The organism is Gordonia sp. HS-NH1, from assembly GCF_001418765.1.
Lineage (GTDB): Bacteria > Actinomycetota > Actinomycetes > Mycobacteriales > Mycobacteriaceae > Gordonia.
On record NZ_LIYC01000035.1, the window covers coordinates 12,487 to 31,466 of the forward strand.

Here is an 18,980-nt window from a genome sequence, read left to right on the forward strand (position 1 = left end):
GAGACCTCCGGGTCGCCCCTGTCGGCCGCCTGGATGAATTGGGTCACTCCGGCTACCGACTGAGAGGCATGTCATAGTCTGGGACGTGGTCGGACGAGGCGGCACCCTCCGAAGAGGGGGAGCCGTTTTCCGTCTTCACCTGCAGCTTTGGCCGCTTCGTCGCCGGGGAGTACAGTCAAGCGCATGCAGCGCGCACTCCTCCTCGGTTGCCGCGGCGGGGTCTGAACCGACCGGCCCTCCGTCGCGGGGCCCGATCACGCGCCGGTCACTTTCCTTCCACACACGGAGAATGACCACCGATGGCACCAGCAGACACCTTCACATCCGGCGCGAGCCGAATCGTCGAGCCCGCGGGCCCGATTCCCGCCGGACAGCCCGTATGGAACCCGCAGCGCAGTTCGGCGATGCCGGTTCACCGTTACCGCCAGTTCGCCGACGAGGTCGAGACGATCTCGGTTCCCGACCGCACCTGGCCCGACAAGGTGATCACCACCGCCCCGATGTGGTGCGCGGTCGACCTGCGAGACGGTAACCAGGCACTGATCGACCCGATGAGCCCGGCTCGCAAGCGCCGCATGTTCGACCTCCTGGTCCGGATGGGCTACAAGGAGATCGAGGTCGGCTTCCCGTCGGCCAGTCAGACCGACTACGACTTCGTCCGCGAGATCATCGAGGACGGCGCCATCCCCGACGACGTGACGATCCAGGTGCTGACCCAGTGCCGCGACGAGCTGATCGAGCGCACCTTCGACGCCTGCCGCGGCGCGGCCAACGTCATCGTGCACTTCTACAACTCGACATCGGTCCTGCAGCGTCGGGTCGTGTTCCGCGCGGACAAGGCGGCCATCACCAAGATCGCCACCGACGCCGCGCACAAGGTCCTCGAGGTCCAGCAGAACTACCCCGACACCAACTGGCGTTACGAGTACTCCCCGGAGTCCTACACGGGCACCGAGCTGAGCTTCGCCAAGGAGGTGTGCGACGCGGTCACCGAGATCATCGCTCCCACACCCGAACGGCCCATGATCCTCAACCTGCCGGCCACCGTCGAGATGGCCACCCCGAACGTCTACGCCGACTCGATCGAGTGGATGCACCGCAACCTGGCCCGCCGCGATTCGGTCATCCTGAGCCTGCATCCCCACAACGATCGCGGAACCGCCGTCGCGGCAGCCGAACTCGGTTATCAGGCGGGCGCCGACCGGATCGAGGGGTGCCTGTTCGGCAACGGCGAGCGCACCGGCAACGTCTGTCTGGTGACCCTGGGCATGAACATGTTCAGCCGCGGCGTCGACCCCCAGATCAGCTTCTCCGACATCGACGAGATCCGGCGCACGGTCGAGTACTGCAACCAGCTCAACGTGCCCGAGCGTCACCCCTACGGCGGCGACCTGGTCTACACGGCGTTCTCGGGCAGCCATCAGGACGCCATCAACAAGGGCCTCGACCAGATGAAGGTCGACGCGGACAGCGCCGATGCCGACGTCGACGACATCACTTGGGCCGTACCGTATCTGCCGATCGATCCCAAGGACGTGGGCCGCAGCTACGAAGCGGTCATCCGGGTGAACAGCCAGTCCGGCAAGGGCGGCGTGGCCTACATCATGAAGGCCGACCACGGCATGAACCTGCCGCGTCGTCTGCAGATCGAGTTCAGTCGCGAGATCCAGAAGATCACCGACGGCGAGGGCGGCGAGGTCAATCCGAAGGAGATGTGGGATGTCTTCGCGGAGAACTACCTGCACCCGATCTGGCCGCTGGAGCGGATTCGCCAGAAGGTCGATGCCGCCGAGGTCGACGGCGGCGACGACCACATCACCGCGGTGGTGAAGGTCGAGGGCACCGAGCGGGAGATCTCCGGTTCGGGCAACGGTCCGCTGGCGGCGTTCGTCGACGCGCTGAGCAACGTCGGTTACGAGGTCCGGGTCCTCGACTACAGCGAGCACGCACTGACCGCGGGCGGCGACGCCAGCGCCGCGGCGTACGTGGAGACCGAGGTCAACGGCGAGACGGTGTGGGGTGTCGGGATCGCCTCGTCGATCACCACCGCAAGCCTGCGCGCGGTCGTGTCGGCGGTCAACCGCGCGTACCGGGTCACCTCGACGCCGGTTGCCGAGGACGAGGCCGCCCCGCGGACCTGGGCTCCGTGAAACGGACCTGACCCGCAACGTCCGAAGCGGCGCCGGGACCGTCCGAGTACCGGACGGTCCCGGCGCCGTTTCCACGTCGGCGTCGACGCCGCGCACGCACCGACCAATGTCGTCACCGATTCCACAGACATGCGAGGAACCTTGCCCGCCAGACGACAGCGACGATTGAGCACCGACCGCGCTCGCGGGCAAGAGATCTCGGGTTCTCATCGAGCAGATCCGGTCGATCATCGCCGACGAGACGTCGTACGCCGACAAGCTGGTGGCCGGCCTGATCGAGCTCGTGGACCGCGGCCGTCGCGATCCGATTCTGCGATCCCTCATCTCCAGCAACACGTGTTGCTGGGGGCGGCCGGATAGTCGGCCGATGCCGCCCATCCCTCGCGGGTGCTGCGCCGACCTTCGGCGCAGCACCCGCGCGTTTCGTGCCTACTGCCTTATTTTACTGTAAATTAAACACTGCGGTGCGCTCGCGCCGCCGATGCGGAGCCACGTCCTGCGTCGATGAGAACCACCTGGACGGTGCGCATGTCAGAACCATCCGTCGGTCGCGGCGACACGATGCCGACGTCATGACTCTCGAATCTCCCACGCGCAAGAGCTTGCGCGTCTCCGACAAGGAGTCGAAGTCCGTCCGGACACGCACCCGAATCCTCGACGCCGCCGCCCGCGTACTCAGCACGAAGGGTTACGCCGGCACCCGCCTGTCCGACGTCGCGAAGGCCGCCGACCTGCGCGCCCCGGCGATCTACTACTACTTCGATTCACGGGAGACCCTGATCGAAGAGGTGATGTGGTCCGGCGTGGCCGACATGCGCCACCGCCTCGAACACGCACTCGACGAGATCTCCCCCGACCTGACGTCCATGGACCGGATCATGCTCGCCGTCGACGTGCACCTGCGGCACGAACTCGAGGTGTCGGATTACACCACGGCATCCATCCGCAATGCCGGTCAGATCCCCGAACGCATCCGCACACGCCGGATCGAAGAGGAGAAACAGTACGGCGAGATCTGGCGACGACTCGTCCAGGCCGCCGCCGACGATGGCGAGATCCGCACCGACCTCGACCTGTTCATCGCGCGGATGATGGTCCTCGGGGCTCTCAACTGGGCTGCGGAATGGTGGACCCCGCGTCGCGGGAGCATCGACAAGGTGGTGGCGACCGCTCAGGCCGCGATCCGGCAGGGCCTGGCTCCACGCGGTCGTGAATGACCCGGTCACGGCCGCCGAATGCCACGATCGTGCGTGGCCTTGGGCACACGTGGCCGTGCCGGTGCTCGCGCGTGTGCAATACAGATTAAAATCCGCAGAATGGCGCCACGTAATCCACGCTCATCGGCAGCGACCAAGAACGGCACGATCCGGGCGGGCGGCGGTGCGCCGAAGTCGGAACGCACCCGCGAGCGCATCCTCGACGCCGCGGCGCAGGTCCTGAGCCGCAAGGGGTACGCCGGACTCCGCCTGACCGATGTCGCCGAGGTCGCCGAACTCCAGGCACCGGCCATCTACTACTACTTCGACTCGCGTGACGCACTCGTCGAAGAAGTGATGTGGTTCGGTCTTGCCGACATGCGTCAGCACCTCGTCGCGGCTCTCGACGCCCTCCCGGACGGCACCGACCCGCTGGAGAAGATCCTCGTCGCCGTCGAGGCACACCTGCGGCACGAGCTCGAGATCTCCGCCTACACCACCGCATCCATCCGCAACGCGGGGCAGCTGCCCGACAAGATCAGCAAGCGCGCATCGGCCGAGGAGGCGAAGTACGGCAAGGTGTGGAAGTCGCTGATCGTCACCGCTCACGAAGAGGGCGCCATCAGGCAGGATCTCGACCTCTACATGATGCAGATGCTCGTTCTCGGATCGCTGAACTGGGCGGCGGAATGGTGGACACCCCGGCGCGGCAACATCGACAAGATCGTCGCCAACGCCCAGGCCTTCGTGCGGGACGCGATCGCGCCCCAGAAGTAGCCCGGACAGCGGTACTACAAACGGAGGCTCTACAGAGCTGCTGCCTTCGCCTTCGTCCTCTTCTTCTCCGCGAACTCGAGCGCGTCGGCCCAACCGGCGCCCTTCCCGATCATCACCCGGTACTTCATGATGACCGCCTGACCGTTGACGGCCAGTGCACCGATCAGACGATCACCCCGTCGATAGAGCGCCACCCATCGATCGACGCTGTTCCCGCCCGTGGGGTCCCCGTCGACGACCACAACCTCGTCCGCATCGGGCGAGCCGACGAACTGGATCCGCACGTCATACCAGTCCGACCAGAAATACGGCACTGTCCCATAGGGTTTCGCGTTCGCAGGGTCGAGCGCATTGCGCGCCGCGGCTGCACCCTGCTCGGCCGCGGCGGTCCAGTTCTCCATGCGTTGCCGCTCGCCGAGTACCGGGTTGAACCAGTTGGCGACGTCGCCGGCGGCGTAGACGCCGGGAACCCCGGTCCACAAGGTCTCGCCACAGACGACACCGTTGTCGAGTTCGACGCCGCTGCCCTCCAGCCACGCGACTGCCGGGACGACCCCGATCCCGACGACGACGAGATCTGCCTCGACCACCGTCCCGTCGGCCAGGACGACTCGTTCAACCCGTCCGTCACCCTCGACGGCCGCCACGCCGGTGCCGCACCGCAGTGCCGTCCCGTTGCGTTCGTGCAGAGACGCGATGGCCTGGCCCATGGCCTCGCCGGTCGCTCGCACCAACGGTGTGGGCAACGCTTCGACAACGGTCACTTCGACGCCGCGCTTCTGAGCTCCCGAGGCCACCTCGGAACCGATGAAGCCGGCCCCGATCACCACGGTGCGGGCACCCCCGCTCAGTGCATCGCGTACGGCGATCGCGTCGTCGAGAGTCCGCAGGGCGTGAACCCCGGCGATCTCCTCGGTGCCCGGAATCGTCCGTGGCGTCGATCCGGTGGCGATGATCAGGGCGTCGTAGGGAACCCGGTCGTCGCCGACGATCACCTCACGACTCTCGATGTCGAGTCCGGTTGCCGGACTCCCGAGTCGGAGCGTCACACCCAGTTCGTCACGAAGCAGTTCTTCGGTCCGGAAGTAGGGCGCCTCGACGGCATCGTCACCGGGTTCGAGAAACGCCTTGGACAGCGGCGGGCGATCGTAGGGCAGGTGGTCCTCCGCCCCGATCAACGTGATCGAACCCGTGAAACCGGCTTTACGTGCGGCTTCGACGGCCCGCAACCCGGCGAGGGAGGCGCCGACGACGACAATTCTTCCAATGGCCATGAGGGACTCAGGATTCCGTTCTGTGGGTCGCGGTCAGTCGTTCACGATGCGCAGCGCCTCGGTCGGGCAGCCGGCGACGGCTTCCTCGACGGCCTGCAGTTCATCGGGGTCGATGTCCTCCTTGAGCAGAACGAGTTCGCCGCTGTCGTTCACCTCGAAGAAGTCCGGAGCGAGGGACTCACAGATCCCGAGGCCGGTGCATTTTCCGAAATCGACGGTGACCTTCATGCCGTCACCCACCTTTCATGTCCGGGACCGTTGCTGGTCCGAGTGTTTGTGTCATGCCCGCGGAAAAGCGGACGCGATCTCGTCGACGACGAGTTGCGCGGTCTCGGCACACGCCGTGGTACCGCCGTTGGCGTACTCCTTCACCGCATCCCCGACATTCCACAATCCGGTGACTTCGGTGGTGTGGGGCAGGTCGAACCCGGCGACGGCACGCTGCGGGGGCCAGCCGTCGCGGGTGATCGTCGTGCTCAGAACGCGGGCCTTCTCGTCGAAGCCGTCGATGTTGTCGCGCAGCTCCTGGAAGAGCAGCGCCGTCTCGGCGGCCTCGTCGAAATCGCCGATCGCCGGTTCCGGTACGGACGTGCCGACGTACAGGTGCCAACCGGGTGGTGCCATCTCCGGGCAGGTCCCGGTGAAGTTCGCGAGATAGGCCAGACGGGAGGTCTGGGCGAAGCTGAGCATGCCCGGCGCCTCGATCAGCGGCTCCTCGCTCGCGAAGTTCACCGCGATCATGGCGCACGGACGATTTCGCTGCTCGACGAGAGCCACGTACTCGTCGTCGAAGGCGTCGCGTCCGGCCAGATCCAGTGTCGCGAACGGGCCGATGTCGCTCACCACGATCGGCGCGGTGACGGTCTGCCGGTTGCCCGCGCGGGTGAGGGTCACCCCCGTGACCGCGCCGCCCTCGACATGAATCTGCTCCACCTCACTCGACAACCACAGATCCCCACCGTGTCCGACGAATGCCTCGGCGAGCGCATTCCACAGGCCGACGGTCCCGTCCGGGTGGAAGCCGAATCGCTTGAAGGCGCTCTTGCGAGTGAAGTAGGTGAGGAACACGCGCGCCGGCAGCTCTTCCGAGCCGACCGCGAACACCGACGCACACATGTTACGGAAGATGCCGTGTACCCCTTCGTTTTTGGTGTACTTGCGCACCCAGTCCGCGGTGGACAGTTCATCTTCGGGCAGTCCCGAATCGTTGCGTGCGGCACCGATGCCCTTGACGAGTTTTGCACCCTGGCGGGTGAGTTTTCCGAGCAGGAAGCCCCAGCCGCCACCCGTGACGTCGACGTCCTTGCCGCCGATGCGGTAGAGGATCGGCGGCGACGGCTCCCGGATCTCGAACTTGGCGCCCACCTCTTCGCACGTCTGCTGGGTGATGCCACCCACTTCGATGACGATGGCGCCGTCGTTCACCTTGAAACCGTCGATCTCGGTGGTGGAGGCGCGCCCGCCCACCTTGTCGAGTCGCTCGACGACGAGGGTCCGATATCCCCTGTGTGCCAGGCGAGCCGCGGTGAACAGACCGCCGGCACCCGCGCCGATGACGATCGCGTCGTAGTCGTGAGTGGTTGTCATTCTGCCTCCGTGATGCGTTGGTGCCGTGGTGGTGTGGGGTGTGGTGCCTGATTCGCCAGCGACCTCAGTACGAGCGCGGCAGGCCGAGCGAGGTCTGGGCGACGAAGTTGAGGACCATCTCCCGGCTGACCGGCGCCGTGCGCATCAAACGCGTGACGAACCACAGGTCCGACAGGCCGTACTCCTCGGAGAGCCCGTTGCCGCCGTGGGTCTGGATGGCCTGGTCGAGCGCCCGCAGAGCGGCCTCGGACGCCGCGAATTTCGCGATGTTGGCGGCCTCGCCGACGGCGTCGGATTCCTGATCGGCGAGTTCGGCCGCATGCTTGGTCGCCAAGCGTGAGACCTCCACGTCGATATGGGACTCGGCCAGTGGGTGGGCGACGCCCTGGTGGCCACCGATGGGTGCCGACCACACGGTGCGCGTGCGCGCGTAGTCGGTGGCGCGGTCCACTGCGTAGCGGCCGATGCCGCCGCAGATGGCGCCGACCAGAATCCGCTCCGGGTTGAGTCCGCTGAAGACCTGCCGCATGCCGCTACCCGCCGTGCCGACCAGGGCTTCGGGTCCGACGCGCACCTCGTCGAGGAACACCATGAACTGCTTGTCGGGCGAGACGATCGACGTCGGGATCTGTGTGAAGGTGAGTCCGGGTGTGTCCGTGGGGATCACGAAGATCGACAACGCCTTGCGGTCGGCTGTCGTGTGGTCGGCGTCCCGCGCGATCAGCAACACGGCGTCACTCTGGTCGATGGCCGAGATGTAGTACTTCTGCCCCGAGATGACCCAGCCGTCGCCATCGCGGCGCGCGGTGGTCTTGATGTCGTGGCTGTTCGACCCGGCATCGGGTTCGGTCAGGCCGAAGGCCATCTTGCGGGAACCGTCGGCGAGGGCCGGGAGCCACTCCCGTTTCATCTCCTCGCTGCCGTGGTCGGCGAGGATGCTGCCACAGATCGCCGGCGAGATGACCCAGATGAGCAGCGGCATCCCGTGGGCGGAGAGCTCCTCGACGACGACGACCGCCTCGGCCATCCCTCCCCCACCGCCGCCGTACTCCTCGGGCAGATGAACACCGAGCAGCCCTGCGTCGCCGAGGTCTCCCCAGAGTTCTTCGATGTGCCCATTGCTGCGAGCTCGGTCGAGGAAGTACTGCCCGCCATAGCGTTTCGCGATCCCGCGGACGCTTTCGCGAACCGCGCGGTGCTCGTCGGAGTCGATGATCAGTCCGGACACGTGTTACCTGCCTTCGAAGGTGGGTCGGGTCCCGGCGCGGAAGGCCGCAACCGCATTCTGTGCGTCATGCGTGGCACCGGTGACGGCGAGTGCGTCGGTCTCCACGCGGAGTTGCTCGGAGAGGGTGGAGTCCCACGAATCGCGGAGCAGCGCACGCTGACGCCCGAACGCCCGGGTGGGGCCGGCGGCGAGCCGGGTGGCTGTCGCGAGCGCCCGTTGACGTACTTCTGCGTCCGGCACCACCTCGGAGACCAGTCCCCAGCTCTCCGCGCGAGCCGCGTCGACCCGCAGGTTCTCCAGGTACATGCGACGAGCGCGCGCCTCGCCGACCAGCCGCGGCAGGTGCCACGTGCCGCCTCCGTCGCCGGACAGTCCGATCCCACTGAAGGCGGTCGTGAACACCGATCCTTGGGCGGCGATCACGATGTCAGCGATGTAGACGAAGCCCAGGCCGCCGCCGGCGACGGCACCATGAGCGGCCGTGACGATCGGGGCGTCGATGCGGTCGAGGATGCGGAACGCCTCGTGGAACGGCTCGGTCATCCGGGCGGTCAGTGCGCCGAGCGCCACCGGCGGCGCGGAGTCGAAGTACGCGATGTCGCCGCCGACGGTCAGGGCGGGCCCGTTTCCGGCGATGAGCACGGCACGGACCCGGGCGTCGGCGGCGATTGCCCGTGCCACCGCCAAGATCTCCTCGGCCAGCCGCAGGTCGATGGCGTTGCGGGCGTCGGGCCGGTCGAGGATGACCTGTGCCACCCCGTCTGCCACCGAGTAGTCGATCGTTTCGAGATCACCGATCGCGGGCCCCGGATACGGTGGCGTCGCGACGCATGATCCGTCGAGCGCCGCCTGCCAGGCTGCGGAATCGGTCAGCTGGTCGAGGCGGGAGATCCGCTCACCGGCGAAGGTGACCGTGTGGATGAACTGCGCATCGACGGTGCGCCCGGTCGCCCGGGCGGTTCCCCGATAACGCCCGTGGACCTGGACCCGGTCGTTGTCGAGCGGGTGAAAGGCGTCCGGTTCCGCGTGAACACGAAAGGCCGAACCGAGCCGCCACCAGAAGTCACGTTGCATCGACTCCGCGCCGACATACTCGCCACCGAGACCCAACGGCATTCCGGGTGTGACCCTGCCGACGAAGGCGGGATCGAGGAGTTCGCCGACGCGGGACGAATCACCCTCCGCCAGAGCGGCGTACAGGGACCTCATGATCCCCGTGCGCGCATCCGCCAGCCCTGAATCCATGGTTTTAATTTAACATAAAATCGAAGCCGCGCAAGATGTCGGCACGTGCTTCACCCGCGCTCCCGGCCGACGATGGAGACGAACGAGACGCACGCTCCGGGCCGGCCGCCGAGGTTGTGGGTGAGGGCGGTGTGCGGGTCGGTCAACTGTCGATCCCCGGCCTCACCGCGCAACTGGAGCCAGGCTTCGAAGAGCATGCGGAGACCGCTGGCACCGACCGGATGACCGAACGACTTGAGCCCGCCGTCGATGTTGACCGGCAGGGTGCCGTCCGCGTCGAACCCCCCGGCCAGCACGTCTTTCCAGGCCTGTCCGGGCGAGGAGAATCCGAGGTCCTCCATCAGGACGATCTCGGTGGGCGTGAAACAGTCGTGCACCTCGGCCAGGGACACGGCGGCGCGCGGGTCGGAGATGCCGGCCTGTGCGTAGGCCTCGCGTGCGGATCGGACGACCTCGGGGAAACTGGTGAAGTCGTATCCGGGGTCCATGGCACCACGGCCGGGGCCTGCCGCCAGCGCCAGCGCCTTCACGAAGACCGGCCGGTCGGTGTATTCGTAGGCGTCCTCGGCCCGGACGATGACGGCGCACGCCGCGCCGTCGGACACACCCGAGCAGTCGAAGACACCCAGCCGCCCCGCGACCTTGGGCGCTTTCGCGATCTTCTCCTTCGACACCTCGGACCGGAACTGTGCGCGCGGGTTCTGGGCACCGTTGACGTGGTTCTTCCAGGCGACGTGCGTCATCGAATCCCGCATGAGACCGGGTTCGACGCCGTACTTGGCGCAATAGGCCGGATCGAGCATGGAGAACGCGGCGGGTGCGGTCACCGACAGCTCCGGCGCGGTGCCGTCGCCGGGCGGGTCCCCTCGCAGGAGGCCGGAGAACCCCGAGTCCTTGAGTTTCTCCACACCTACGGCCATCACCCGGTCGTACGCTCCGGACGCAACCGCGTAACACGCATTGCGGAACGCCTCCGACCCTGACGCACAGTAGTTCTCGACGCGGGTCACGGGCTTGTGGTCGGTGCCGAGAGCACGGCTCAGGGCCAGACCCGACTGCCCCGAGCCCAGGGTGCCCAGCCAGTAGGCGTCGATGTCGGCGATGGCGAGCGACGTGCCGGTGAGTGCCTGTTGCGTCGCGTCGACCAGCATGTCCTCGGTCGAGGTCTCCCACAACTCACCGAAGCGGGTGCAACCCATCGCCACGATCGCGACCTTGTCCGAGATCCCATGCGATGCCATCAGTGGTCCTCCCCCCGGGGTGTGGTGCTCTGGGCCGGCCGGATCTGCCGGGCCTTCCAGAAGTAGTTGTGCACACCGCCGGCGCTGTTCAGACGCCGGAAGGTGAGCTCGACGGGCGCGCCGACCTCGAGGAGATCCGGCTGCGCATCGGCGACCTCGAACGTCGTCCGGCCGCCCCCGGTGAAGTCCGCTCCGCGTCCGGCCTCGAAGTCCACCACCGCGTCGACGACCGGCGGCGAGGGCGAGTAGGCCAGATGGTCCACGGTGTAGGTGGCGATCCGGCCGGTGAGACCGGCAACGGACACCGGACTCGATTCACCGACGGACCCGCACTCCCGGCACACGGAACCGGGCGGGAGATGCAGGAATCCGCAGGCGTCACAGCGCGACCCGGTGAGACCGAACTTCCAGTCGCGGGACCGCGCCGACGGCGGGGCGGCCGCCCGGTCGGGTTCCGGGCGTCGCGGTGGTTCGAACTCCAGGAGTCCTCGCCAGGAGAGGTACCTCGGATAGGGCACCACCTGCCGGTCGGCGAGTTGCTCGACGAGCGGGATCGCCTGGCGACGGGAGGGCAGGGCGCCGGTCGTGCGAACCAGCAGGGCATCGACCCCGTCGGCCGCGGCCAGCAGCAGGATGCTCTCCCCCGGGCCGGCGACATCGAGGACAGCGCCCAGCGCGATCAGTGGGTCGGCCGCACCGGTGAAGCCGACCGGCGAACCCCCGGTGGAGACGGCCCCCTTGACCAGGGTGGCCGCCCGCTTGGTCACGGCCGTGTTCCCGCTGACCACGACGACGTGATCGGCCTGCGCCAGGCCGGCGTCGTCGAGTGTTCGCGCCGCGACCTCGCGGATCATCCGTGCGTAGTGTTCGAAGCCGAAGCGCTCCTCCCAGGTCGACCCCCACGGGGCGGTCGGCGGGCGCCAGCGATCGAGCACCTCCTCGGTCACCGAGGCCTCTGCGAGAACCTCGGCGAGGGCTGGCCTGCGCTCCGTCGGCAGACCCACGAGAATCGCCGCCGCCGCGTCCGCGCCGCCGCGTTCGTCGGCCGAACCCGGTTGTCCGGTGCGGACATCCGCCGCGGTGAGCAGACCGCCGGAACGCAACGCCGATCGCACCGCGGCCATGGTCGATCGGGTGGTGCCGATGGCATCGTGGGCCGCACTCCTCCGGTCGAGTCCGAGCGCCGTGTGGACGATGGTCGCGTTGGTCTTGTCCAGATAGGCGGGGGTGCTCGTGACGAACACCGTCGAGGGCACCTGACGCAGGTCGCCGATGAGTGCCCGGCGACCCGCGGCCACCGCCATGGTGACAGCGTCCTCGTCGAACGAGGCGACGACACGGGCCGCGCGGCCGCTGCCGGCCGGGTCCACCCGCCAGGTCGGGATGTACGTGGCATATCCGAGGATCGAGTGGTTCATGCCCCCGTGGTTCTTGTCTGGTTCGCTCATGAGTGGACTCCCCGGAATGCCGCCGCGATACCCTGGCCGCCGCCGATACACATCGTCTCGACCGCGACGGAACCCTCACGTCGGTTCAGTTCGTGCAGAAGGGTGGTCAGGATCCGGACGCCCGTCGCGCCGATCGGGTGGCCGAGCGAGATTCCCGAACCGTTCACGTTGAGCCGGTCCTCGACCTCGTCGAGCCCGACACCCCAGCCTTTCAGCACCGCGAGCACCTGAACGGCGAAGGCCTCGTTGATCTCGAGGAGGTCGAGGTCGTCGAACGTGAGTCCGGTGCGCTCGAAGAGCCGGCGCACGGCGGCGACCGGCCCGATCCCCATCATCGACGGCTCACACCCGGCGGCCGCCCAGCCCTCGAACCATCCCGCCGGTGTCAGCCCGAGTTCGTCCAGTTTGTCCTCGGCGACGACGAGACAGGCTGCGGCCGCGTCGTTCTGCTGTGCCGCGTTGCCCGCTGTCACTGTTCCGTCGGGCATGATCGGTCGCAGCCGTGCGAGGCTCTCGGCAGTCGAATCACCGCGAATCCCTTCGTCGACGGCGAACTCGAGGGGGTCCCCTCGGCGCTGCGGGACCTCGACCGGGACCACCTCGTCGTCGAAGCGGCCGGACTCCCAGGCGGCCGCCGCACGACGCTGGCTGCGGAGTGCGAACGCATCCGACTCCTCGCGGCCGATACCGTAGTGCTTTGCCAGGTTCTCGGCGGTCTCGATCATCCCGCTGATCGCGCCGAATCGCCATTCCGGTTGGGCCCGTTCGCGACCCCGGTCCAGACGGTCGTAGAGAACCTGGTTCCCGGTGCGCGAACCCCAACGTGCGGTCGTCGTGTAGTGCTCGATGTTGCTCATCGATTCGACGCCGCCGGCCACCACCACATCGGCGGCCCCGGTCTGGACCATCATCGACGCCGTGATCACCCCCTGCAGTCCGCCACCACAACGCCGATCGATCTGGAATCCGGGCACCTCGACCGGTAGCCCGGCATGCAATGCCGCCCAGCGTCCGATGCACGGCGCCTCGGAATTGGCGTACGACTGCGCAATACACACGTCGTCGATGCGGGCCGGGTCGATCGACGCGCGCTCGACCAGCGCTTTCAGGACCCCCGCGGCGAGGTCGTGCGCGTGCACCGGCCGTAGCGTCCCCCCGAAAGTGCCGACGCCCGTGCGTACCGGCGCGACGATGGCCACGCGTCTCATGCGATCTCCTCAGTGTGTGGCACGTCGGGGCACGGAGCAGCCTTCACGTGCCGTCCGACGGGGGAATGTGGTTGCGGGTGCGGTCCTCGAAGAGGACCGCACCGTCTAACTGCGGTCTCGCCAGCGATCCGAGGACGGATCGAGCAGAGTGGTCAGGTGACCGTCGTCGAGCCAGATGATGGTCTCGATCTCGAGCGCGTCGAGATAGCGCACCCGGCCCGTGCGTAGATCCTCGAGTCGCAACCGCTGCGAATTGCCCTGCGAGTCGATGTTGACCGAGACCTCGGCGAACTCACTGCCCACCACCGGTCCGATCCCCGGGATGTCGTGTGGCCCGCGGTCATTCATCTCCATGGACATGGAAACCTCCTCAGTGGGAAAGGCGGCCGGATCGCCGAACATCGGTCAGATCAGAAAGGCCAGGGTGGGGATGGGCTTGTCGTTGTCCACCAGGACGACCTTCTTGTAGGCCAACCGGATCTCGCCGTCGACCCGACGCAACCGGTAGGTGGTGCGGCCACCCCACAGCTGATTTTCTCGTTGCCGTGACTCGTAGGCGATGAAATTGGCGCCTATCTCGAGATCCACACCACCAAAGGGATTCTCGCGGCCTGCGAGGAACTCGATATTGCCGATGATGCGGCGGAGGTCGGACGGCGGCGCCTGCGCGTAGCGTTTGCCGGTCTTCACCTGTTTCATGCGGGTCGAGATCCGGCTGCGGTTGTCATAGATGATCGCGACGTTGGCGCGGGGGTCGAGATCGGCACCTCCGGAGGGAACCCAATAGAGCGCGTCATCGGTCCAGAGCGCTTCCCAGCCGTCGTAGTCGTTCTCATCGGCCAGTCGCGCTTCCCGGTACAGGAACTGAGCGACCTCGTCGTAGGACCAGCCCTCCGGGATCGGACCCGATCGCCCCTCCTCGGCTGCAGGTTCGGGTCTTGTCGCCGGACTCGTCGTCATCTCAAGCCTCCATCAGAGTGCGGTAGTGCTTCCAGAAGCCCCGCATGCCGGTCTCGTCGGTGGCGGCTCCGATCGTGAAGCCGTTCTCGTCGACGCTCTCGCGCTGCAGACCGCGTCGTACATCGAGCCACTCGGGGTCGAGCATCTCGACGCCGCGTTGATTGCGCTCGTACATCTCGGTGTCGTCGGCGAGCAACATGCCGGCCGGACCGACCGATCCGATCGACTGGGAGATCATGCGGCGGTTCAGTTCCTCGCCGCCGCGCAGCTGGACCGCGGTCGCGTACTGGATGCACTCCCCGACGGCCACGGGCTGGATGTTGAACACCTGGATCTCGGCGATGAACAGGTTCGGGAAGATCATGACGTGCGGCGCACCCTCGATCATCCGGCGCTGCGCGTCGTCCCCGTAGGCCTCGTTCATCGCGGCCACGTAGTTCGGCACCCGCTCGGGCGTCGTCCCGAACCACCGCATCGGCTCGGCGAAGTTGCGGAACTCGGGCCGCAGATCGTTCTCGCTGTGCCCGTTGCCCAGCGCGCGGGTCACGGCCGTGGAGGCGTCGCTGTAGAGCGCACCGATCGGACTGCCGGTCACCCCGAAGATCGATCCGTGCACGAACTGCGGGTGGTAGCCGTCGGTCTCGTTCTCCGCGAGAAACTTCCAGTTCGAGCGGGTCTTGTGCGCGAGCCATCCGGCGTCGAGCGCGACCTCGCCGTGCGGCGACAACCCGGCCAGCCGGTCGATCTCACCGGCCGCGGCACCGAGGTGTTCGAGAAGAGTGGGCCCGTCCTCGGCCATCGACCCGAAGACGAATCCCCGGTACGACGCGACACGCGGCACCTTGCCCATGCCGAGTTCGAGCTTTCCCTTGCCGCCGTATCCCTTGTTGTACGGGTAGCCGAGGAGCTCTCCGGTGTTGCGGTACGTCCACCCGTGGTACGGGCAGCGGAAGGAGCTCGAGTTGCCGCTGGAGTCGTCGCAGACCTGGAGCCCGCGGTGCGCACAGCGGTTGATCAGCAGGTGCACCTCGCCCTCGCGGTCGCGGGTCATGATGACGTCCTGGGTCGCGAGTCGCTTGCGGACGTAGTCGTTGGGCTCGGGGACCTCGCTCTCATGCCCGATGAAAACCCATGTGGTGAACCAGATCTTCTTCAGCTCCTCGGCGAAGATCGCAGGATCGGTGTAGATCGAACCATGCACCTTATCAGGGCGGATCAGGCGGTCGACGACACTCTTCATGTCAAGCCCGCTGGGTGCAAGCGAGGTCATGAGGAGCTCCTTTCGTGGTCGGGTTCCGGTGCGGAGGAGGTTCCGGAAATGCTCTTCGAGACCATCTCGACGAGCCGGAACTTCTGGATCTTTCCGGTGGGGGTGGTGGGAAGGGCTGTCACATCGAGGAATTCGACGCGTTTGGGGACCTTGAACCTGGCGAGTCGTTCACGGCAGTGCTCGAGGATCTCGGCCGCGGTGATGTCATGGCCCGGTGCACGCACGACGACGAGGGCACCGATCTCGCCCCACCGGTCGTCTACGACACCGACCGCGAACACCTGGCTGACCGCATCCAATGCACCGACGATGTCCTCGATCTCCTTGGGCATCACCAGTTCTCCGCCGCTCTTGTAGAGCTCCTTGCTACGGCCGGTGACCTCGAGGTAGCCGTCCGGACGGACCCGGCCCAGGTCTCCCGAGCGGAGCAATCCATCGGTGCCGAGCGCCGCCGCCGTCTCCGCGGGCTTGTTCCAGTAGCCGATCATGGTGGTCGGCCCGTGGGACACGAGCTCGCCGACCTCACCGGGAGGCAGCGCCTCGCCGGTCGCGGGATCGATCGTCGAGTAGACGCACAGCTCGTCGGTACCCGGAACTCCCGCGGCGCCGGCCAACTTCGGCCGTCCTACGGTGGTCGAGGTGAGGATCAGTTCGTCCTCCGGTCGGGTGAGCGTCATCGCCCCGCCGCACTCGGTCATCCCGTAACCGGTGACGATCTCGCTGACCCCGAACACGCCTTCGACCTGTTCCCACAACCAGATCGGTGCGGGCGCCGACCCACAGAGGATGGCACTCAGCGAGGACAGGTCGTGGCTGTCACGTGTCGGCGACTCCACCATGGCGACGGCCATCGTCGGCACACAGAGGATGTCGTCGGCCCGGTGACGCTCGATCCCCGCCAGATACCCCTCCGCCGAGAAGGACGTCTGCAGGATCACCGCGCCACCGACGACCATCGCCGACAGTATTCCCTCGACATACCCGAACATGTGATAACACGGCAGCGAGAACAGGATCCGCCGGCCGTCGTCGTAGGCGCGCGTCAGCGCGGAGGCGTACCCGGTGCGCAGCACGGCGTCATGCGTGACAGTCACCCCCTTGGGCGATCCGGTGCTCCCGGAGGTGTAGAGCATGTCGCCGATGTCGGTCGGTTCGTGGACGGCCCCCGACGCGGCGCCGGGGTTCGCCCGGCCGCGCTCGACGAGACCGTCGAGCGTCAGGGCACCGTCGCGGTGCCCGCCTTCGGTGGACAGGGTGATCACGTTCCGCAGATGCTTCCACGTGGCACCCCGGTCCCAATCGGGTGCGATGACATCGAGCATAGCCAGGTAGTCGAGGCCGCCGAAGCCGGTCATCGTCAGCAGGACCGAACATTCCGATTGCTCGAGGACGTAACCCAGTTCGTCTGCGCGATACAGGTAGTTGAACGGGATCGCGATGGCGCCCGTGCGGGCGATCGCGAACTTGAACACGACGAATTCCGGGTAGTTGGCCATGAGCATGCCGACCCGATCGCCCGGGCGGACGCCCAGCGACACCAGGCCGTCGGCCAGGACCCGCGACTGTTTCGCCACCTCCGCGTAGGTGAGGACGACGTCGTCGGTGATGACCAGCGGCCGGTCACCGTAACGTTGGGCGCAGTCATCGAGCCACCCGTCGAGAGTGCGTGGCGTCCAGACCTCGAAACGCTTCCGCAGGTCGTGCCTGCGATCGTCAACGCTTCGCACACCGGTGCTACTCATGCGGTCGCCTCCAACTCGGTCAATCGCCCTGCGGCGATCTGGTCGCGCAACTGGAACTTCCGGATCTTGCCGGTCGGCGTGAGTGGCATCCCGTCGGTGATGAACCACCGTGTGGGGACCTTGTACCTGGCCATCCGCTGTCGGGCGAACTTGGTGAGCTGCGCACCGAGATCCGCTGCGGGCGGGCCGTTCAGGACGAGGACCGCGGCGACGGTCTCCCCCAGCCGTTCATCGGGGATCCCCACGACGGTCACGGACTCGATCGCCGGATGGCCCAGCAACGTCTCCTCGATCGCGGCGGGGGCGATGTTCTCGCCACCGCGGATGATGATCTCTTTCAGCCGGCCGGTGACCTTCAGATAGCCGCGCTCGTCCATGGTCCCGAGGTCACCGGTATGGACAAAGCCCTCGGCGTCGACTGTCGCGGCGGTGGCAGCCGGATCGTGGAGGTAACAGATGAGCTGCTGGTACCCGCGGGCGCAGATCTCGCCCTCGACGCCGACCGGCTGGATCTCGCCGATGAACGGGTCGACGATCTTGCAATCCACCTGCGGTAGTGGACGACCGACGGTGTGCAGCTGGTCCTCGCGACGGTCACCGGGACGGGTGGCGCTGAGCACCGGGGCGAGTTCGGTCTGCCCGAACAGGTTGATGACGCTCGCGCCGAACGTCGACTCCGCAGCCTCGATCATCGCCGCGGGAACATTGGCGGCGCCACCCATCACTATCTCGAACTGCGGGGCGGCGGCGTCCGAGGACGCCTGGGCCGTCAGGAGCGCCCCCAGGATTGCCGGGACGTAGAACAGGATCGACACGTCAGCGGAGCGGGCCACCGCGAGAACCTCACCCGGGGCGAACTTCTCGATCAGGAACTGCGTACCACCGAGCCACAAAGGTCCGAGGGTGCCGATCACACAGGCCGCGGTGTGGAACATGGGCAGCGGATTGATCGCTCCCGCACCCGGCCGGGCCTCGACCGCCTCCATGGTCAGCTTTGCCACGTTGACCATCGAACGATGCGACAGCAGAACCCCTTTGGGATTCCCGGTGGTGCCGGAGGTGTACTGCAACATCGCCGCTGCGGTCGGGTCTGTGGGAGCCGCGGCGATCACGTCCGGGTCGGCGGCCGGTGCGGACCAGCGGTCGGTCTCGCTCAGGCTGATCGTCACGAGGTCGGGGTGGGCACCCGCGACCTCGGCGACGACTGCGGCCACGTCCCGGTCACCTGCTCGGTCAGCATGGATGAGCACTGCACTTCGCGAGTGGGTGAGGGCGTAGTCGAGTTCGTCGCGCTGCAGCGCGGGATTGATCGCCACAAGGACCACACCCGCCAGCGCCGCACCGTATTCGATGATGGGCCATTCGACGACGTTCGGCGCCCAGAGCGCGACGAACGATCCCGGCCGGGTCGAGGCCGCGATCGCCGTGGCGACCCGCGAGGCCTCGTCGAGCAACTCGGCATAGGTGAGCCGAACCCGTTCGCCGGTCCCGTGCCTGGTGCCCACCAACGCCGGGGCATCCGGTCGTTCGGCGGCGCGTTGGGTGAGGAGACCTCCGATGGTGATGTCGATCAGCGGGACCGTGGCGTCCGCCGGTCGCGATGACGTCGTAAGTGCACCCGTGGGCGCGTCGACCGAACTCATGATGCCTCCCG

Annotated in this window: 16 protein-coding genes; 3 read left to right on the forward strand and 13 right to left on the reverse strand. The window is 67.2% G+C overall.

What is annotated here, in order from left to right; genetic code table 11:
- The first annotated feature begins 299 nt into the window (after positions 1-299).
- From leuA to AMD30_RS19095, 3 genes are all read left to right on the forward strand, one after another.
- Positions 300-2,150: a 2-isopropylmalate synthase gene (leuA, locus tag AMD30_RS19085; protein ID WP_055476701.1), complete on the forward strand. Its 1,851-nt coding sequence runs from the start codon at positions 300-302 to the stop codon at positions 2,148-2,150.
- A 572-nt stretch (positions 2,151-2,722) separates the two neighbouring features.
- Positions 2,723-3,367: a TetR/AcrR family transcriptional regulator gene (locus AMD30_RS19090; protein ID WP_055476702.1), complete on the forward strand. Its 645-nt coding sequence runs from the start codon at positions 2,723-2,725 to the stop codon at positions 3,365-3,367.
- Between the two features lie 99 nt (positions 3,368-3,466).
- The gene (locus AMD30_RS19095; RefSeq protein WP_084817317.1) at positions 3,467-4,123 is read left to right on the forward strand and encodes a TetR/AcrR family transcriptional regulator; all 657 of its coding nucleotides are present in this window, start codon (positions 3,467-3,469) and stop codon (positions 4,121-4,123) included.
- A 29-nt stretch (positions 4,124-4,152) separates the two neighbouring features.
- Here AMD30_RS19095 and AMD30_RS19100 read toward each other — a convergent pair whose 3' ends face one another.
- The 13 genes from AMD30_RS19100 to AMD30_RS19160 form a co-directional block, all read right to left on the reverse strand.
- Entirely contained in the window at positions 4,153-5,397 is a 1,245-nt protein-coding gene (locus tag AMD30_RS19100; protein ID WP_055476703.1) for an NAD(P)/FAD-dependent oxidoreductase, read from the reverse strand.
- Between the two features lie 33 nt (positions 5,398-5,430).
- Positions 5,431-5,625: a ferredoxin gene (locus AMD30_RS19105; protein WP_055476729.1), complete on the reverse strand. Its 195-nt coding sequence runs from the start codon at positions 5,623-5,625 to the stop codon at positions 5,431-5,433.
- Between the two features lie 51 nt (positions 5,626-5,676).
- Positions 5,677-6,984, reverse strand: a complete 1,308-nt coding sequence (locus AMD30_RS19110) for a phytoene desaturase family protein (RefSeq protein ID WP_055476704.1) — start codon at positions 6,982-6,984, stop codon at positions 5,677-5,679.
- Between the two features lie 64 nt (positions 6,985-7,048).
- Entirely contained in the window at positions 7,049-8,212 is a 1,164-nt protein-coding gene (locus tag AMD30_RS19115; RefSeq protein WP_055476705.1) for an acyl-CoA dehydrogenase family protein, read from the reverse strand.
- Positions 8,213-8,215: 3 nt separating this feature from the next.
- Entirely contained in the window at positions 8,216-9,457 is a 1,242-nt protein-coding gene (locus tag AMD30_RS19120) for an enoyl-CoA hydratase-related protein (protein ID WP_055476706.1), read from the reverse strand.
- 50 nt (positions 9,458-9,507) lie between these two features.
- Entirely contained in the window at positions 9,508-10,698 is a 1,191-nt protein-coding gene (locus AMD30_RS19125; protein ID WP_055476707.1) for an acetyl-CoA acetyltransferase, read from the reverse strand.
- Positions 10,698-12,116, reverse strand: a complete 1,419-nt coding sequence (locus AMD30_RS19130; protein WP_055476708.1) for a zinc ribbon domain-containing protein — start codon at positions 12,114-12,116, stop codon at positions 10,698-10,700. Before AMD30_RS19130 ends, AMD30_RS19125 begins: the two co-directional genes overlap by 1 nt.
- 26 nt (positions 12,117-12,142) lie before the next feature.
- Positions 12,143-13,354 carry an acetyl-CoA C-acetyltransferase gene (locus tag AMD30_RS19135; protein ID WP_055476709.1) on the reverse strand — a complete coding sequence of 404 codons (1,212 nt, stop codon included), beginning with the start codon at positions 13,352-13,354 and terminating at the stop codon, positions 12,143-12,145.
- A 105-nt stretch (positions 13,355-13,459) separates the two neighbouring features.
- The gene (locus AMD30_RS19140) at positions 13,460-13,660 is read right to left on the reverse strand and encodes a hypothetical protein (protein WP_331456856.1); all 201 of its coding nucleotides are present in this window, start codon (positions 13,658-13,660) and stop codon (positions 13,460-13,462) included.
- 99 nt (positions 13,661-13,759) lie between these two features.
- Complete coding sequence (locus tag AMD30_RS19145) at positions 13,760-14,314, reverse strand: aromatic-ring-hydroxylating dioxygenase subunit beta (RefSeq protein ID WP_055476710.1); 555 nt, start codon at positions 14,312-14,314, stop codon at positions 13,760-13,762.
- 1 nt (position 14,315) lies between these two features.
- Positions 14,316-15,584, reverse strand: a complete 1,269-nt coding sequence (locus AMD30_RS19150) for an aromatic ring-hydroxylating oxygenase subunit alpha (protein WP_055476711.1) — start codon at positions 15,582-15,584, stop codon at positions 14,316-14,318.
- Entirely contained in the window at positions 15,581-17,326 is a 1,746-nt protein-coding gene (locus AMD30_RS19155; protein ID WP_055476712.1) for a class I adenylate-forming enzyme family protein, read from the reverse strand. The genes AMD30_RS19150 and AMD30_RS19155 overlap by 4 nt, the downstream gene beginning before the upstream one ends.
- On the reverse strand, positions 17,323-18,969 hold the full coding sequence (locus AMD30_RS19160) for a class I adenylate-forming enzyme family protein (RefSeq protein ID WP_055476713.1): 1,647 nt from the start codon (positions 18,967-18,969) through the stop codon (positions 17,323-17,325). Before AMD30_RS19160 ends, AMD30_RS19155 begins: the two co-directional genes overlap by 4 nt.
- Between the last annotated feature and the right edge of the window lie 11 nt (positions 18,970-18,980).

Coding starts and splice junctions, on each gene's coding strand:
- leuA (WP_055476701.1), top strand. CDS start 300: ATGGCACCAGCAGACACCTTCACATCCGGCGCGAGCCGAATCGTCGAG.
- AMD30_RS19090 (WP_055476702.1), top strand. CDS start 2,723: ATGACTCTCGAATCTCCCACGCGCAAGAGCTTGCGCGTCTCCGACAAG.
- AMD30_RS19095 (WP_084817317.1), top strand. CDS start 3,467: ATGGCGCCACGTAATCCACGCTCATCGGCAGCGACCAAGAACGGCACG.
- AMD30_RS19100 (WP_055476703.1), bottom strand. CDS start 5,397: ATGGCCATTGGAAGAATTGTCGTCGTCGGCGCCTCCCTCGCCGGGTTG.
- AMD30_RS19105 (WP_055476729.1), bottom strand. CDS start 5,625: ATGAAGGTCACCGTCGATTTCGGAAAATGCACCGGCCTCGGGATCTGT.
- AMD30_RS19110 (WP_055476704.1), bottom strand. CDS start 6,984: ATGACAACCACTCACGACTACGACGCGATCGTCATCGGCGCGGGTGCC.
- AMD30_RS19120 (WP_055476706.1), bottom strand. CDS start 9,457: ATGGATTCAGGGCTGGCGGATGCGCGCACGGGGATCATGAGGTCCCTG.
- AMD30_RS19125 (WP_055476707.1), bottom strand. CDS start 10,698: ATGGCATCGCATGGGATCTCGGACAAGGTCGCGATCGTGGCGATGGGT.
- AMD30_RS19130 (WP_055476708.1), bottom strand. CDS start 12,116: ATGAACCACTCGATCCTCGGATATGCCACGTACATCCCGACCTGGCGG.
- AMD30_RS19135 (WP_055476709.1), bottom strand. CDS start 13,354: ATGAGACGCGTGGCCATCGTCGCGCCGGTACGCACGGGCGTCGGCACT.
- AMD30_RS19145 (WP_055476710.1), bottom strand. CDS start 14,314: ATGACGACGAGTCCGGCGACAAGACCCGAACCTGCAGCCGAGGAGGGG.
- AMD30_RS19150 (WP_055476711.1), bottom strand. CDS start 15,584: ATGACCTCGCTTGCACCCAGCGGGCTTGACATGAAGAGTGTCGTCGAC.
- AMD30_RS19155 (WP_055476712.1), bottom strand. CDS start 17,326: ATGAGTAGCACCGGTGTGCGAAGCGTTGACGATCGCAGGCACGACCTG.
- AMD30_RS19160 (WP_055476713.1), bottom strand. CDS start 18,969: ATGAGTTCGGTCGACGCGCCCACGGGTGCACTTACGACGTCATCGCGA.